This window comes from Cupriavidus sp. UBA2010 (assembly GCF_002335265.1).
GTDB classification, from domain to species: Bacteria; Pseudomonadota; Gammaproteobacteria; order Burkholderiales; family Burkholderiaceae; genus Cupriavidus; species Cupriavidus metallidurans.
Genome location: NZ_DDCI01000010.1, coordinates 194,416 through 210,571 on the forward strand (window position 1 = coordinate 194,416; position 16,156 = coordinate 210,571).

General features: G+C 65.3%; 16 protein-coding genes. 1 reads left to right on the forward strand and 15 read right to left on the reverse strand.

Annotated elements, in window-relative coordinates:
• Window positions 1–12: 12 nt before the first annotated feature.
• Complete coding sequence (locus tag B2246_RS06400; protein ID WP_286880834.1) at window positions 13–1,632, forward strand: DUF3131 domain-containing protein; 1,620 nt, start codon at window positions 13–15, stop codon at window positions 1,630–1,632.
• Between the two features lie 99 nt (window positions 1,633–1,731).
• Here B2246_RS06400 and aceA read toward each other — a convergent pair whose 3' ends face one another.
• The 15 genes from aceA to ssuD all read right to left on the reverse strand — a co-directional run bounded on the left by aceA (window position 1,732) and on the right by ssuD (window position 16,142).
• Window positions 1,732–3,027, reverse strand: coding sequence for an isocitrate lyase (aceA, locus tag B2246_RS06405; protein ID WP_286880835.1), 1,296 nt, complete (start codon window positions 3,025–3,027; stop codon window positions 1,732–1,734).
• A 303-nt stretch (window positions 3,028–3,330) separates the two neighbouring features.
• Complete coding sequence (locus B2246_RS06410) at window positions 3,331–4,293, reverse strand: alpha/beta fold hydrolase (RefSeq protein ID WP_286880836.1); 963 nt, start codon at window positions 4,291–4,293, stop codon at window positions 3,331–3,333.
• A 91-nt stretch (window positions 4,294–4,384) separates the two neighbouring features.
• A complete protein-coding gene (locus B2246_RS06415) occupies window positions 4,385–4,801 on the reverse strand; it encodes a gamma-glutamylcyclotransferase family protein (protein WP_186425318.1) in 417 nt (138 codons plus the stop codon).
• A gap of 3 nt (window positions 4,802–4,804) precedes the next feature.
• Window positions 4,805–5,305 carry a ribonuclease E activity regulator RraA gene (rraA, locus tag B2246_RS06420; RefSeq protein ID WP_008649129.1) on the reverse strand — a complete coding sequence of 167 codons (501 nt, stop codon included), beginning with the start codon at window positions 5,303–5,305 and terminating at the stop codon, window positions 4,805–4,807.
• Between the two features lie 80 nt (window positions 5,306–5,385).
• Window positions 5,386–6,207, reverse strand: a complete 822-nt coding sequence (locus B2246_RS06425) for a LytR/AlgR family response regulator transcription factor (protein ID WP_008649141.1) — start codon at window positions 6,205–6,207, stop codon at window positions 5,386–5,388.
• Window positions 6,208–6,232: 25 nt separating this feature from the next.
• Window positions 6,233–7,405: a sensor histidine kinase gene (locus tag B2246_RS06430; RefSeq protein WP_035881982.1), complete on the reverse strand. Its 1,173-nt coding sequence runs from the start codon at window positions 7,403–7,405 to the stop codon at window positions 6,233–6,235.
• Between the two features lie 242 nt (window positions 7,406–7,647).
• On the reverse strand, window positions 7,648–8,598 hold the full coding sequence (locus tag B2246_RS06435) for a CysB family HTH-type transcriptional regulator (RefSeq protein WP_008649152.1): 951 nt from the start codon (window positions 8,596–8,598) through the stop codon (window positions 7,648–7,650).
• A complete protein-coding gene (locus tag B2246_RS06440) occupies window positions 8,595–9,698 on the reverse strand; it encodes a sulfate/molybdate ABC transporter ATP-binding protein (protein ID WP_008649154.1) in 1,104 nt (367 codons plus the stop codon). Before B2246_RS06440 ends, B2246_RS06435 begins: the two co-directional genes overlap by 4 nt.
• Window positions 9,695–10,603: a sulfate ABC transporter permease subunit CysW gene (gene cysW / locus B2246_RS06445; protein ID WP_008649156.1), complete on the reverse strand. Its 909-nt coding sequence runs from the start codon at window positions 10,601–10,603 to the stop codon at window positions 9,695–9,697. The genes B2246_RS06440 and cysW overlap by 4 nt, the downstream gene beginning before the upstream one ends.
• Before the next feature lies 1 nt (window position 10,604).
• Window positions 10,605–11,540 carry a sulfate ABC transporter permease subunit CysT gene (gene cysT / locus B2246_RS06450; protein WP_186425317.1) on the reverse strand — a complete coding sequence of 312 codons (936 nt, stop codon included), beginning with the start codon at window positions 11,538–11,540 and terminating at the stop codon, window positions 10,605–10,607.
• A gap of 151 nt (window positions 11,541–11,691) precedes the next feature.
• Window positions 11,692–12,357: an RBBP9/YdeN family alpha/beta hydrolase gene (locus tag B2246_RS06455; RefSeq protein WP_008649159.1), complete on the reverse strand. Its 666-nt coding sequence runs from the start codon at window positions 12,355–12,357 to the stop codon at window positions 11,692–11,694.
• Window positions 12,354–13,181 (reverse strand): EAL domain-containing protein, encoded by an 828-nt coding sequence (locus B2246_RS06460; protein WP_286880838.1) that lies wholly within the window; start codon window positions 13,179–13,181, stop codon window positions 12,354–12,356. The genes B2246_RS06455 and B2246_RS06460 overlap by 4 nt, the downstream gene beginning before the upstream one ends.
• A 51-nt stretch (window positions 13,182–13,232) precedes the next feature.
• Window positions 13,233–14,105 carry an ATP-binding cassette domain-containing protein gene (locus B2246_RS06465; protein WP_286881012.1) on the reverse strand — a complete coding sequence of 291 codons (873 nt, stop codon included), beginning with the start codon at window positions 14,103–14,105 and terminating at the stop codon, window positions 13,233–13,235.
• A gap of 54 nt (window positions 14,106–14,159) precedes the next feature.
• Window positions 14,160–14,966, reverse strand: a complete 807-nt coding sequence (ssuC, locus tag B2246_RS06470; protein WP_008649165.1) for an aliphatic sulfonate ABC transporter permease SsuC — start codon at window positions 14,964–14,966, stop codon at window positions 14,160–14,162.
• 12 nt (window positions 14,967–14,978) lie between these two features.
• Window positions 14,979–16,142: an FMNH2-dependent alkanesulfonate monooxygenase gene (gene ssuD, locus B2246_RS06475; RefSeq protein WP_186425313.1), complete on the reverse strand. Its 1,164-nt coding sequence runs from the start codon at window positions 16,140–16,142 to the stop codon at window positions 14,979–14,981.
• Between the last annotated feature and the right edge of the window lie 14 nt (window positions 16,143–16,156).

Sequence of the window (16,156 nt, forward strand, 5' to 3'; positions counted from 1 at the left end):
CTTGGCTAGATCATGGCACACCATGTCCCGGAACTCTCCTTTAGCTGGGGACTCTCCTTTGCGCGCCGGACGTTCTGTATCTGCATCAGCACGCTGCTGATAGCCTGCGGCGGCGGCGATACGGACCCCGTCACGACGGCCACCCCCGCTGCCCCATCCGGCACGGGGGATGCTCCCAATCTCGCACCCGCTCCCGAGCCCGAGCCCGAGCCAGTGCCCGAGCCCGAGCCCGAGCCCGAGCCCGAGCCAGTGCCAGAGCCAGAGCCAAAGCCGGTGCCGCCCGCTCGCGAACCTGACCCGGAGTCCCCGGGCGAGTATGCGCCCCCCTACGCGGCGCTCAAGGTCCAGGCGCGCGAGTACGCGCGGGCGCTATGGAAGGCGTCCGAGACGCTGGACCCGAAGGGCCGTGCTCTGCCTTCCAACCGTGCATGCCTGAACACCCGTGGCGTGGCATCGGCCTATCCGTGGATCTTCACCGGCAACATCGGCCAGCACATCCAGAACCTCACGGCGGCACGGGATCTCGGCTTCATTCCGCCCGACGAGGCCGAGCATCGCGTTGCCCGCCTGCTGACCACCATCGCCACACTCCAGCAGAAAGCCGGGCGAAAAGGCGCCATCGGCGGCTTGCTGCTCGGCACGACGGACAGCAACACCGCCGAGCCGAACGGCGATGTCGGGTCGATCGAGAACGCGTGGCTAGCCGTCAGCCTTGCCCTGGCCAAACAGGCGTACCCCGCGCTCGCCGGGCAAGCACAGGCCATACTCGGCCAGATGCGGTTTGACACGATGGTGAACCCCGCCAACCAGCGATACTTCATTTCGTACAACCCCAAGACCCAGGCGCACCAGGGCGGCACGTACGGGCTGCTGGGCGAAACGCGGCTGCTGGCCTACGCCGGCATCGCGCTCGGGCAGGTGCCGCGCAGCCAGTACTTCCACATCGGCCGGGTGCCGCCCGGGGCCGCCGGAAAGATCGACGAATCGAAATACCGCACCTACGAAGGCGTGCGCGTCTATGAAGACACGTGGCAGTACGGCGGACTACGCTTCATGCCAACCAACGGCGGTTCCGTATTCGAGACCTTTACGGTGCCGGTCCTGATATCCGAGGCCAAATGGGGCGTCAACAACTGGGGCCGTTCGCACCCCAACTTGGCCAAGGCACACATCCAGTACGGCAAGGACAATTTCGATGGCTACTGGGGCTTCTCGCCCGCCACCATCCCATCCACCAACGGGTACACGGAGTTCGGCGCGCCGCCGTTGTCGGTGGGCGGCTACCGCCCAGACGGGAACCGTGAATCCACACGCGCCGGGCCTGTTGTGTCGATCTATTCCGTGCTGCTGCTGATCGAAGAGCAACCGGAGGCCACCATGGCCAACATGGAACGGCTGCTCAAGAACTTCCCGACGCTGAATCATCCGGTCTACGGCATGATGGACAGCGTCGCCGTGCAAGACGGCACGGTCGCCAAATGTATCCTGCATGCCAATACCGCATGGGCGCTCGGCGCCGTGACCAACTTCCTGACCGATGGCAAGCTGCGCGGCTATGTGGATAAGGAGTGGGGCCACGCGCTCCAGCCGCTGCTTGAACTCGAAGAGTTCTACTTCCCGGCGAACACGTAAGCCGGCCAGCCCGCACCAAAAACAACGCCACGCCGTCCCCTACCGGACGACGCGGCGTTGCGTACTGCAACCTCAGGTTTCTACTGCCTCAAACCCAGATCAGGCCACCTTCGTTTCGAAGAACTGTTCGTCTTCGGTGGATCCCTTGAGCGCCGTCGTCGACGACTGGCCGCCTTCGATGGTCTGCGTCACGGCGTCGAAGTAACCCGTACCCACTTCGCGCTGGTGCTTCACGGCGGTAAAGCCCTTCTCCGCGGCGGCGAACTCCGCTTCCTGCAACTCCACGAATGCCGACATCTGGTTGCGGGCGTAGCCGTGGGCCAGGTTGAACATCGAGTAGTTCAGCGAATGGAAGCCCGCCAGCGTGATGAACTGGAACTTGTAACCCATCGCGCCGAGTTCCTTCTGGAACTTGGCGATCGTTGCGTCGTCGAGGTTCTTCTTCCAGTTGAACGACGGCGAGCAGTTGTAGGCCAGCAGCTTGCCCGGGAACTTCGCGTGCACGGCTCGCGCGAAGCGCTTGGCGAACTCGAGGTCCGGCTTGCCGGTTTCGCACCAGACCAGGTCAGCCACCTCGGCGTAGGCCAGGGCACGGGCGATCGACTGCTCGATCCCGGGCTTCGAGCGGAAGAAACCTTCCACCGTACGCTCGCCGGTCAGGAACGGCTGGTCGCGCTCGTCCACGTCGGAAGTCACAAGGTCAGCGGCTTCCGCGTCGGTCCGGGCGATCACCAGGGTCGGCACGCCCGAGACGTCGGCGGCCAGGCGTGCTGCGGTCAGCTTGGCGACGGCCTCGCGGGTCGGCACCAGCACCTTGCCACCCATGTGGCCGCACTTCTTCACCGAAGCGAGCTGGTCTTCGAAGTGAACGCCAGCGGCGCCCGCGTCGATCATCGACTTCATCAGTTCGAAAGCATTCAGCACGCCGCCAAAACCGGCTTCCGCGTCAGCCACGATCGGTGCGAAGTAATCGATGTCGCCCTTGCCTTCGCTCCACTGGATCTGGTCGGCACGCTGGAACGTGTTGTTGATGCGCTTCACGACCATCGGCACAGAGTTGGCCGGGTACAGCGACTGGTCGGGGTACATTTCGCCAGCCAGATTGGCGTCGCCAGCGACTTGCCAGCCCGACAGGTAGATGGCCTTCAGACCGGCCTTGACCTGCTGCATGGCCTGATTGCCCGTCAGCGCGCCAAGCGTGTTGACGAACGGCTCGGTGTTCAGCAGGTGCCAGAGTTTTTCCGCGCCGCGACGAGCCAGCGTGTGCTCGATCTGAACCGAGCCGCGCAGACGAACCACGTCTTCGGCGGTGAAGTTACGCTTCACGCCCTTCCAGCGCGGATTGGTGTCCCAATCCTTCTGCAGGGCTTCAATCTGTTGTTGGCGCGACGTCATGTTCACTCTCCTGATAACAACTAGGCGATTGGCGTTGGATTCCGTGACACCCACCGTACTCATCTGCCGAGCGACCCGGACGCCGTGCATTTCGCGTCTCAAGTCATGTGTCTTATATAAGAGTGTAGAAAAGACTCCCGCGTTGCAACAAGCGACTTATGTGGCGATCACCTCGTTTTTTATCTATTTACAAACAATGACTTAGATCAATCTTCCCACGATGCGGCAAGCAATCTTTCATCATGAGAAACCGTCTTGTGCCCCGCACGCTCGTATTTTTGCGAAACAAAACATCTTTCCGCATTATGAAATTTTGACAGCCTCCGACGTAACACGGGCGGATTGCAGTGCGGGGGACGCTGGCGCGCCCTGAAGATGGTCGACAAATTCGCAAACCATTGCCGCCATGAGTTGGGGGGCGGCAAGTGGAAACCAGTGGTGGGCATCCACGGGACGCCGCCACGCCTGAGCGGCCCAGCGTCCCACGCCTTCCGTCACGGCGGGGCGCACGTAGCGGTCGCGTGTCGGCACGATCACCTGTACCGGCGCGTGCGCGTGGCGGTTATGTGGATGACGCATTCGGTTTCTGAAGTTGGCGCGGTACAGGCGCAGGCCATGGACGCCATCGGCAGTCTGCGTGGGGTTGGCGGCGGTATGGAGCCCTTCCGTCCGGCGCAGCCAGAACGTCCAGTTGCGTCCCAGCCAGAGCTTCCAGTTCCACTCTGGCAAGCCGGGAATATGGAAGAACACGATGTACCACGATGCCAGCGCCTGGCGCAGCGTGGCGCCCCAGTGCCGAGGCGGCTCGCGCAGCGCGCGGGCGGCGTGATCGAGGCAAGGCCCAGAACAAGAGGTGAACGAGGCGATGCGGCCGTAGAGACGAGGATCGGTCACGAACTCCCATCCCTGGATCGAACCCCAGTCGTGGCCCACCAGATGCACCGGTCGATCCGGCGACACCGCGTCGACGACAGCGATGAAGTCGTCGGCCAAGCGTTCGAGCCGGTAATCCACCATGTCGGCCGGCACATCGGATGCCCCGGCGCCGCGCACATCGTAGGCCACCACACGGAAGCGGCCGGCCAGGGCTTGTGCCACGCCATGCCAGACATGGCTGTTGTCCGGATAGCCATGCACGAGCACGACCACCGGCTGGGCCGGATCGCCCCACGCCGTGGCAGCCAGCCTCACGGGGCCGGACTGCACGGCAAAGTGTGTCGGAGCGGGCGGAGAGAACTCAGGATGCGCGGAATCTGGAGGGGTCATGGCGTCCGTTGACAGTGAAGGATGTCATCGTCGGCCATGCTAACGCCGTCGCGCACCGGGCGACGGCGTTTGAAACGCGATTCGTGCGCCGTCAGGCAGCCGCCGCGTCCCGCGCGCGCCGATAGGCAACCCAGTCACCGCTATCGATGCGCGCCAGTCCGGCCACCGCGCTATCGGCAACCGGATACAGCAGGCAGTCGGCCGCCGCGCCGGCCAGCGCCACGGGTTGGGTTTCGCGCACGAACAAGGTGGCCTGCCCGGGGTAGACCTCTTCGATCTCGTCCAGCACAGGCAGCAGCGCATCGGGGATGTCGTAGATATCCCCGACCACCGGGCCGGCGGCCGCATCGAGCACCAGCCCGGGGTAGGTACCAAAATCGTAGAGCCGACCGGCAATCGTTCCGATACCCACCAGCGTGGGCGCCTCGATGCCGTGGCGCGTGGCGGCGCGATTCAGGTCATTGACCTCGCCGGCACGCAGCGTGCCATAGACAAACACTCGCGGCATGGCTCAGGCCCCGTCCAGCTTCTCGTCGGAAACCAGCACGCCGTCGGCGTCGGCATAGATCCAGTTGCCCGGCCGCACGACCGCACCCGGCATCTGCACGGTCACGTCTTCCTGACCGACATTGCGCTTCTGGCTTTTCTGCGGATGCACGCCCAGCGCGCGGATGCCGACGTCGCACACCTTGAGCTCTTCCGAATCCCGCACGCAGCCGTTCACGATGATCCCGGCCCAGCCATTCTTCTCGGCCAGCACGCCGAGCATCCCGCCAACCAGCGCGCAACGCATCGAACCGCCCCCATCCACTACCAGCACCCGCCCCGCCCCCGGCGTTTCCAGCGTGGCGCGCACCATCGAGTTGTCCTCGAACACTTTGAGCGTCGCGGCTGGCCCCGAAAAGGCCATGCGCTTGCCGAAATGGAGGAACCCTGGCGTCAGAACGCGCAGGGAGCCATCGGCCAGGCGGTCTTCATTGGCGTCGCAAATATCGGTGGTTACGGGCTTCATAACAGGCTTCATCTCTGACTCCTCTGGATGGGAACTGACGAGGCAGTCATCTTAGAGGAAATTGGAGACACTCGGCCGCGCTACATCTGCTTGAACAGATGGGCGTACTGCCTGGCGACCGCCAGCGATTCCGGGCGATTGCGCAGCTTGAGTGACAGGCGCCCAAGCGATTGCGTCGCCGCGCTGGCCACGCAGTCGATATTGACCACCGTGCCACGGTGGATCTGCCAGAAGCGGTCGGGGTCGAGCTGCTGCATCAGCTCCCTCAGGCTCGTGCGGATCAGCGCCTCGCCATTGCTGGACACCACGTTCACATACTTGTCGGTGGCTTCCAGATAGACCACTTCGTCCACCGGGATGATGCGCACCTCCTGCCCCACCAACGCCTTGATGAATCGCAGATACTGGCCCCGTGCCTGTGCGGGTCTCTCCAGCATTTCCAGCCGCTGCAGCAATTGCCCCAGCCGGTCCGTGTCGACCATCGTGCCGATGTCGGTATCGGCATCGCCCTCTTCGTCTGCTTCGGTGCGGGCGGCCATGCGCGCTTTCAGGCGGCCCACGGTGGCTTCCAGCCGCTCATGCTGCACGGGCTTGAGCACGTAATCGACCGCGGCGCGCTCGAAGGCCTCTAGCGCGAACTGGTCATAAGCGGTGACGAACACCACCAGCGGTGGCCGGTCGAATTCGATCAGCTCGCGAGCCACGTCCATGCCACTCATCCCCGGCATCCGGATATCGAGGAAAGCCACATCGGGCTGCTGACCGCGCGTGGCCTCCAGCGCCGCCACGCCGTCATGCACCACGGCGACGATCTGGGCCTCTGGCCACAGCGCCTTCAGTTCGGATTCCAGCACGCGCGCGAGCAACGGTTCGTCGTCGGCGATCAGCAGCGTCGGAGACATGGGGATGGATGGTCAGACTGTGCAATCAGGATCGGGAAACTGCCGGGGTCACACCAGCAGGCGCATGTTGCAGATCGGCGGCGCCCGCAGCGGTGCGAACCGGTACGGACATTGGTTCGAAACCGCGCTGGAGCGGCAACGTCAGGCGCACCACCACACCACGCGGCGTGTTCTCTTCCATTTGCATCGTGGCCGCCGCGCCGAAGATCCGTGCCAGGCGCTCGCGCACATGGGTCAGGCCAAGCCCGGAACCGCCCTTGCTGCCCTTATTGCCCTGGCTGAATCCCACGCCGGTGTCGGCGATGACCACCTGCAGGCTGCCGTCCCCAGTCTCGCGCGCGGACAGCACGATCTTCCCGCCGCGCATGCACGGCTCGATACCGTGCGTGACCGCGTTCTCGACCAGCGGCTGCACCAGCATCGGCGGAATCTCGGCCTCGGCCAGCGCTGGCGGCAGATCGATCTCGTAGTCGAGCCGCGCGCCGAATCGCATACCCTGGATATCGAGGTAGCTGCGCAGCAACTCGAACTCCTGCGCCAGCGTGCAATGCTCGGCGCGGGTGTGGGACAACGACATGCGCAGGAAACCGATCAGCCGCTGCAGCAACTGGCGCGCCGCGCGGGGGTCGGTGGCGATCAGGCCGTCGAGATTGGCCAACGAGTTGAACAGGAAATGCGGCTCGATCTGTGCCTGCAGCGCCATCAACTGGGCACGCACAAGCTGCTTTTCGGCTTCCTCGCGCTGCAAGGCGTCGAGCGCTGCCTGCCGCTCCAGGTACGCCAGCTTCTCGCGTGACCAGTAGAAGTAGATCATGCTCGCCGACGCCAGCATCCCGACGATCAGGCACATGCGCAGCATGTCGCCGGTCTCCGCCGCGGACTTTTCCGGCAGGCCCAGCAACTCGCGCGTCGCCCAGCTACCCACCACCACGCCCAGCGGCACCGCCACCACGGCCAGGCACATGAACGGCCATCGACGCGGACGATCGTTCCACCAGATCAGGACGCGGGGGATATCAATCAGCACCCAGATCGAGAGACCGATCAGCTGGCTGTAGGCAAAATTCTGGAGCAGCGTTCCGGCGGTACGGAAGCCGTAGTTGAGGCTGACGGCGATCACCGTGTTCATGCAGAGCACGAACAGCAGGTCGCGCCAAAGAATATTGAGCCGCGACGGGCTCGCGCACGATAGGCGCATGTTCTCTCCCTCCTCTCGCTACAGGTACCGCGTGCAAATCTTTGATGCACTGCGGCATCGCGCAAGACCGGGCAAGAAGACGCCGCCGGGCCGCGATGGAGGCACTTTACGCCGGACCGGCCCGGGACGGAAGCGCTGTGCGACGAACCGGCAACAGATGGCGCGAAAGGTAGTGGAGCCCGACAGGCGAGTGGAAAGCGCCAAACATGGCGCTGGCCCCGGTGCCTGCCGGGGCCGCCAACTCAGGCAGCAGCGAGGGCCGGGCGGTGCGCGGATTCGGCCAGGGCCGTGGAGACCGTGTCGCGCGACAGGTGCGGCGCGAACATGTTGATGAACGCATGGGCGTAGCCGCGCAGATAGGCGCCCCGCCGGACAGCCACGCTGGTGACGTTCGGTTCGAACAGATGGTCGGCCGAGATCCGCACCAGCCCCTCGTCCTTGCGCGCGTCATAGGCCATCGACGCGACGATGCCCACGCCCAGTTCCAGTTCGGCATAGGTCTTGATGACGTCGGCGTCCATCGCCGTCAGCACGATCTCCGGCTGCAGTCCGGCCTCGGCGAACGCACCGTCGATCTTGCGACGGCCCGTGAAGCCCGCGTCGTAGGTAATGAGCGGAAAGTTGGCGATGTCCTCCAGCGTCGGCTCGGGCAGCCGCGTCAGCGGATGGTCGGGCGACACCACGATCACGTGCTGCCAGCTATAGGCCTCGAACGAAGTCAGACCGGCTTCGCTGGCCACGGCCTCGGTGGCGATGCCGATATCGGCCTGCCCGGTCAGCAGCAGTTCGACGATATGCGCTGGCGACGCTTCCTGCAGCGCCAGCGTCACATGCGGATACTCGCGCCGGAAGCTCTGCACCACCTTGGGCAGCGCGTAGCGCGCCTGCGTGTGGGTGGTGGCGACAGTCAGTCGGCCCGTATGGCGGCCGGCGAACTCGTCGCCCGCCTGGCGCAGGTTCTCCGCTTCGAGCAGCAGGCGCTCGACAATGCGGACGATCTCCCGGCCGGGCTCGGTCAGGCCGGTCAGCCGCTTGCCATAGCGTTCGAAGATCTCCACACCCAGCTCTTCCTCGAGCTCGCGAATCTGGCGGGACACACCGGGCTGCGACGTGTACAGCGCGTTGGCCACTTCGGTGAGGTTGAACTGGCGGCGCACCGCCTCGCGAATCGATCGCAGTTGCTGGAAATTCATCGTGCCGCTCCCTGTTCTTGTGTTGTCCGGCCCTGATTGAAGACACGCAACTGCCGCGGGCGTACCGCCAGCAGTTCGCCTTCCTTGAAACCATGATGACGGAAGCGCTCGAGCGGCAGCGCCACCTCGATCACATCCTGGTTGTCTTCGCGTTCGAGTTCGAGTTGGGCCACCGGGCCCAGCGTCAGCGCGCGACGCAGCGTCACCGCGATGCCGTCGGTGCCCGGCGCATAGCGTTCAAGGTCGAGATCATGCGGACGGACATAGGCCACCGCATCGCCCTCGGTCTCATGGCCGCTACCGACCACGGGCAGCACGGCCTCGCCAGTGTGCAGCAGGCCGCCGCTGTCGCCCACCTCCAGCCGGCCGTGAAACAGGTTCACGTTGCCGAGAAAGCCGAACACGAACGGCGTGGCCGGGTGGTTGTACACGGCCTCGGGCGTGCCGAACTGCTCCACGCTGCCACGGTTCATCAGCACCACCTGGTCGGCCACTTCAAGCGCCTCCTCCTGGTCGTGCGTGACGAACACGCTGGTAACGTGCAGATCGTCGTGCAGGCGGCGCAGCCAGCGGCGCAGCTCCTTGCGCACCTTGGCGTCCAGTGCGCCGAACGGCTCGTCGAGCAGCAGCACGCGCGGCTCCACGGCCAATGCGCGAGCCAGAGCGATACGCTGGCGCTGCCCGCCCGACAACTGTGCGGGGAAGCGGTCTGCAAGCCAGTCGAGCTGCACGAGTTCGAGCAGCGACTTCACTTTCTCGCGGATCTTCGCCTCGGACGGACGCTCGCCGCGCGGCTTCACGCGCAGGCCGAAAGCCACGTTCTCGAATACGGTCATGTGCTTGAACAGCGCGTAGTGCTGGAACACGAAACCCACGTTGCGCTGGCGCACGTGCTGGGTCGAGGCATCCTGCCCCGCCAACACCACCTGTCCCGCGTCGGCGCGTTCCAGGCCCGCGATGATTCGCAGCAGCGTGGTCTTGCCGCAGCCCGACGGCCCCAGCAGCGCCGTGAGTTCGCCTTCGGCGAAGTCCAGCGAGACGTCGTCGAGCGCGACAAAATCGCCAAAGCGCTTGTGTACGTTCCTGACCTGAATGCTCATGATGGCTGCCCTTCCAGTTGTTCCCGGCTGGCGCGGATTTCGACCAGCGTCTTGATACCGAGCGTGACCAGCGCCAGCAGCGTCAGCAGGGACGCCACCGCGAACGCGGCCGCGAAGTTGTATTCGTTGTAGAGAATCTCGACATGCAGCGGCATGGTGTTGGTCAGGCCGCGGATATGACCCGATACCACTGACACGGCGCCGAACTCACCCATCGCCCGCGCATTGCAGAGAATCACGCCGTATAGCAGGCCCCAGCGGATGTTCGGCAGCGTCACGTGCCAGAACGTCTGCCAGCCGGAAGCGCCCAGCACGATGGCAGCCTCTTCCTCCTCGCTGCCCTGTGCCTGCATCAGCGGAATCAGCTCACGCGCCACGAACGGGAACGTCACGAAGATCGTCGCCAGCACGATCCCGGGCACGGCGAACATGATCTTGATGTCGTGCGCCTCCAGCCACGGTCCGAACCAACCCTGCGCGCCGAACATCAGCACGTAGATCAGGCCGGAGATCACAGGCGACACCGAGAACGGCAGGTCGATCAGCGTGATCAGCAGGTTCTTGCCGCGGAAATCGAACTTGGCGATGGCCCACGCGGCGGCCACGCCGAACACCACGTTGAGCGGCACCGCGATCGCGGCGACCGTCAGCGTCAGCTTGATGGCCGACACGGCATCCGGCTCGGTCAATGCGGCCAGATAGGTATCGACGCCCTTGCGCAGCGCCTCATAGAACACCGACGCCAACGGGATGAACAGGAACAGCCCCAGGAACAGCACCGCGACCGTGATCAGCCCGTACCGCACCCAGCGCGATTCGCCAGTGGCGTCGTGCGGGAACTGCGCGGCCTGTACTTGGACACCTGAGGCACCTGGGCCACCCAGGCGGGAAATTGCACCAGCCATCTCAGTTCACCTCCGGATTGCCGTCGGGCAGCGCGGCGGCGCGGACACCGCTCTGGTGACGGCGCGTCCAGGCTTGCAACAGGTTGATCAGCAACAGCAGCACGAAGGAGATCACCAGCATCACCACGGCCACGGCCGTGGCACCGGCGTAGTCGTACTGCTCGAGCTTCGAGTAGATCATCAGCGGCGCGATCTCGGAGACCATCGGCATGTTGCCGGAGATGAACACCACCGATCCGTACTCGCCCGTGGCACGGGCGAACGACAGCGCGAAGCCCGTCAGCAGTGCCGGCAGGATGGCGGGCAGGATCACCCTCGAGAACGTCTGCAGGCGGGAAGCGCCCAGGCTCGCGGCGGCCTCCTCCAGTTCGCGTTCGACATCCTCGAGTACCGGTTGCACCGTGCGCACCACAAACGGCAGGCCGATGAAGGTCAGGGCCACCACCACGCCCAACGGCGTGAAGGCCACCTTGATGCCAAGCGGTTCCAGCCAGCGGCCAATCCAGCCGTTGCCCGCGAACAGCGCGGTCAGCGCGATACCGGCCACGGCAGTGGGCAACGCGAACGGCAGGTCCACCAGCGCGTCGATCACCCGTTTGCCGAAGAACCGATAGCGCACCAGCACCCATGCCACGACCAGGCCAAACACCGTGTTGATGATCGCGGCCACCAGCGACGCACCGAAGCTGAGTTCCAGCGACGCCACCACGCGCGGGTTCGAAACCGTGGTCCAGAACGCGTCCCACGTCATCGTGAACGTCTTCAGGAACGTGGCCGACAGCGGGATCAGGACGATAAGCGTCAGATAGAAGATCGTGAAGCCGAGCGACAAGCCAAAGCCCGGCAACACCGTGAAGCGCTGGCTCGCGGATACGGGCCGCCTTGGTGCTTTGGCGGCCGGCGGGGGCGCGTCCGCCAGGGAAATCGTGGAAGGCATGCGTGTCTCGTCTGGTCTTGTGCCGGCGGGCATTTGTGCCGCATCCGACGCTTCCTTATGAAACCGGCGCATATCGCGCCGGCCTACGAGACAAATTTTGCAGATGCGCCCTTATAAACAGAACGAATCTTTACGAATTTCTTTAGACGTTTTAGATATATGGCGCTGCCTGCGTCACTTCGGTCGACATATCCCAGGTGGTCGAGCCATCACCCAGGGACAGAACCCGGCCGTCCGACTCGATCCGCTGCAGCAAAGTGGCGAGCAAGGCCTGTCCCTGCGGCCAATCGTTCAGGCCAGAGTCCGCATTGATATGACCGGCTGCACCGGCATCAACAAGTTCACTGCCCCACAGCGTGCCCCAACTGAAGGCGGTGCGTTGCGACATCCATGGGTCGTTGGTGCTGGCGACGACGATGGTCGGGAATGGCAGCCGCCATGTGGGCAGCAGCGCTGCCACGCCGAACTTGTCCGGATCGGCAGGCGCCACAAGCAGCGCCCCGGCGATGCCGACCGGATCGAGCACCGCCTGGCGCAGCGTCGCCAGGCAACCGAAGCTATGCGCCACCAGCACCGCGCCGTGCCGAGCCACGCGCGACGCGCGCGAGACGCCCTCGGACACCCGCTCCGCCCAGAGCGGCAGGCTCGGCCGGCTCCAGTCGTGCTGTTCGATGCGTTGCCAGTCTGGATAGCGCGATTCCCAACGGCTTTGCCAATGCGCGGGCCCACTGCCATGCAAGCCCGGCACGGTAAGGATCTGCAAGCCGCGTGGCACTTCCAGCCGGGACACCCCGCCCGGCAGCTTCGATATCGTCATGCCCTCTCCAGTTTGTGTTGTTCCGGTACCGCCCGGACATGCAATCCGCGTGCCGGCACCGGTTCATCGGCGATCACTCTGCCCTGCCCGAGCACGATGCCCGCGTTCTGCAAGCGCTCGACGGCCTCGTCGTCCTGCAGGCGCCGGCCGATCAACGTCACGCCGGCACCCTCGGCGCTGGCGCGTAGCCCGCTCAGTTGCCGGTCGGTCCACGTGCGGCGCATGTCCAGCTTGAGCCAGTCCGGCATGGCGTGCGCCATCAGGGCGCCGGCCTCGGCGGGGTCGGATGCCTGCAGGCTCACCGCGAAACCATTGCGCCGGTAGTTGCCTACCACGTGCAGCAGCAGAGGCAGGTCGTCGTTCGCGCTGGCAGGCACCTGGATCACAAAGCGCCCGATCGGCAAACCCAGCGACTCCAGCGCGCGACGGAAGGCCGCTCCATGATCGTCCGCAACCGCGGCCAGCAAACGGTTGTGCACATTGAGCACGAGCTTGTGCTCGCCATCGGCCGCGAAGTAGTTGATCGCATGGACCAGCCGCGTCAGGCGATCCAGCGACACCAGCGATGTGTCGTCGGCGGCCATCGCAAACAGCTTCCACGCCGCCAGCCCCACGCCATCCTCGGCATAGGTACGGATCGACCCTTCGTGCGCCACTACGCCGCGATCAGCCAGTGTGACCAGCGGTTCGAAGGCGCTGGTCAGCGAGCAGTGGAAATACTGGCCCTGCACCTGCCCGTTCACGTCACGCCACAGCTCGCGGCCAGGCACGGGTTCACGGGGCAACGTTTGAAGATAGCGTTCAAGTGCGGAATCGATGGTCATGATGGATTCGACTTCAAGACAGCTTTCGATGCGAGCGGATCGCCTGAAAGCTCATGATAGAAACTCCTCGGCGGAGCGAAAGTGAAGTTCGGCATCGGGGGCGGCCGGAGATTCCTGCCGCATCACACGGCGCAGCACCGCGTCCTCGATTTGCGCAAAGTCCGCAGTGCCACGCTGGCGCGGTCGTGCCAGCGTCACCTGCTGATCCAGCGTGATGCGTCCGTCCTCGATCAGCACCACGCGGTCCGCCAGCGCGATGGCCTCGGATACGTCGTGAGTCACCAGCAGCGCAGTGAAGCCGAGCCGGCGCCACAGCGATTCGATCAGCGCCTGCATTTCGATCCGTGTGAGCGCGTCGAGCGCGCCGAGCGGCTCGTCGAGCAGCAGCAGGCGCGGATGGTGAACCAGCGCGCGGGCCAGTGCCACGCGCTGACGCTGGCCGCCAGACAACCGCGCCGGCCATTCGTTGGCGCGATCCGCCAGACCCACCTGATCGAGCAACGCCGCCGCATCGGCATGGCGTTCGCGCGGCAGGCCGATCGCGACGTTGTCGAGTACACGCTTCCACGGCAACAGACGCGCATCCTGGAACATCACGCGGACACTCGATGGCGTGCCGCCCGGCTGACCGTCGAGCGCCACGGCGCCCGCGTCAGCGGACTCCAGCCCGGCCACCAGGCGCAGCAGCGTGCTCTTGCCGCACCCGCTACGACCAACAATCGCCACGAACTCGCCTGGCGCCGCACGCAGGTTCACGCCGTGCAACACCTCGCGCCCGTTGTAGCGCTTCACAACCTGCTCCACATGCAGCGCGATGCCGCCGACACCGTGCGAAGCACGCGCGGCCGGGCGCGCCGCATCACGTCGGGCAAGATTCGCGTCAAACCAGGCCAGCGCGGCCTGTTCCACCGGATGCGTATGCATCATCGCAAGCTCCTTCATCCTTCAAGCAGATCTCAGGCAGTGTTCAGGCAGAGGTCAAGCAGACAGGTAACCGGGGTGCCAACGCAGCCAGTGGCGCTCCAGCGCCCGTGACAGCACGTCGGCCAGCTTGCCGAGCAGCGCGTAGAGCAGGATGCCCACCAGCACCACATCGGTCTGCAGGAACTCGCGCGCGTTCATCGTCATGTAGCCGATGCCCGATTGGGCGGAGATGGTTTCCGCAACGATCAGGATCACCCACATCAGCCCGAGCGAGAACCGCACGCCGACGAGGATGCCGGGCAGCGCGCCGGGCAGGATCACCTCGCGATACAGACGCCAGCCCGACAGGCCATAGCTGCGCGCCATTTCGACCAGCGCCGGGTCGACCGCGCGAATGCCGTGGTACGTATTCAGGTACACCGGAAAGAACACGCCGAGCGCCACCAGGAATAACTTGGCCGTCTCGTCAATGCCGAACCAGAGAATCACCAGCGGAATCAGCGCCAGCGGCGGGATGTTGCGCACCATTTGCAGCGTGCTGTCGAGCAGCGTGGCAGCAGTGCGAAACGTGCCGGTCAGCAGCCCGAGCACGAGACCCAGGCCGCCGCCGATGGCCAGACCGACCAGCGCGCGCCATGTGCTGATCCACACGTGCTTCCAGAGCTCGCCGGAAGCGGCCAGCGTCCAGGCCGCTTCAACCACGGCCAACGGGGCTGGCAGCACGCGGTTGGATAGCCAGCCCGCCTGCGAGGCAACCTGCCAGACGACGATCAGCAGGATCGGAACGATCCACGGCGCGATCGCGCGGGCGGCCTGGCGCCAGTCGATCCGGCGTGGCGCAATGGAATGGGGCGCGCTCATGGTCAGCCTCTCTCAGCTTTGCGAGGCGATCGGCACGATGCCGGTGGCCATGACTTCACCAAACGGACCGGACAGCACCTGCCCCGGCAACTTGTCGCGCGCCTTGCGCGACAGCAGCGGGAATACGAGTTCGGCAAAGCGATAGGCCTCCTCCAGGTGCGGATAGCCGGAGAACACGAAGGTATCGATACCCAGCGCCGCGTACTCCTCGATGCGTGCCGCCACGGTCTTCGGATCACCGACCAGCGCGGTGCCAGCCCCGCCGCGCACCAGGCCGACACCCGCCCACAGATTCGGGCTGATCTCGAGCGCCTCACGCGTGCGACGGGTGCCACCCGCGTGCAGCGCCGCCATGCGCCGCTGCCCTTCCGAATCCATCTTCGCGAACACGGCCTGGGCGCGGGCCACGGTCTGGTCGTCGAGCTTGCTGATCAGTTCGTCGGCGGCCGCCCATGCTGCGGCGTCGGTCTCGCGCACGATCACGTGCAGGCGGATGCCGAAGCGCACCGTGCGGCCGTGCTTCGCGGCGCGGGCGCGCACGTCGGCGATCTTCTTCGCGACGTCGGCGGGCGGCTCGCCCCAGGTCAGGTACGTCTCCACCTGCTCGGCGGCGAGGTCGTGCGCAGCCTCGGAGGACCCGCCGAAGTACACCGGCGGATGCGGACGCTGAATCGGCGGATACAGCACGCGCGCGCCCTTGACCGTGACGTGCTTGCCTTCGAAGCTGATCTCGCCGTTCTCGTGGCTGGCGGCCAGCAGGTCGCGCCACACGCGGATGAACTCCGCCGAAGCCTCATAGCGTTCGGCGTGGTTCAGGAACAGGCCATCGCCTTCCAGTTCGGCCACATCGCCGCCAGTCACCAGATTGACGAGCAAGCGGCCGTTGGACACGCGATCGAACGTGGCTGCCATGCGCGCGGCCAGCGTCGGTGTCATCAAACCCGGACGCAACGCCACCAGGAACCGCAGCTTGCGTGTGACGGCAGCCAAGGCCGATGCCACCACCCACGGGTCTTCGCAGGAGCGGCCGGTGGGAATCAGCACACCGTCATAGCCAAGCGTGTCGGCAGCCACGGCGACCTGCTTCAGATAGTCGAAGCTGACCTCGCGTGCGCCTTCGGACGTGCCGAGGTAGCGGCTGTCACCGTGGGTGGGAATGAACCAGAGAACTTGCATGTCGTGCCTCCTGC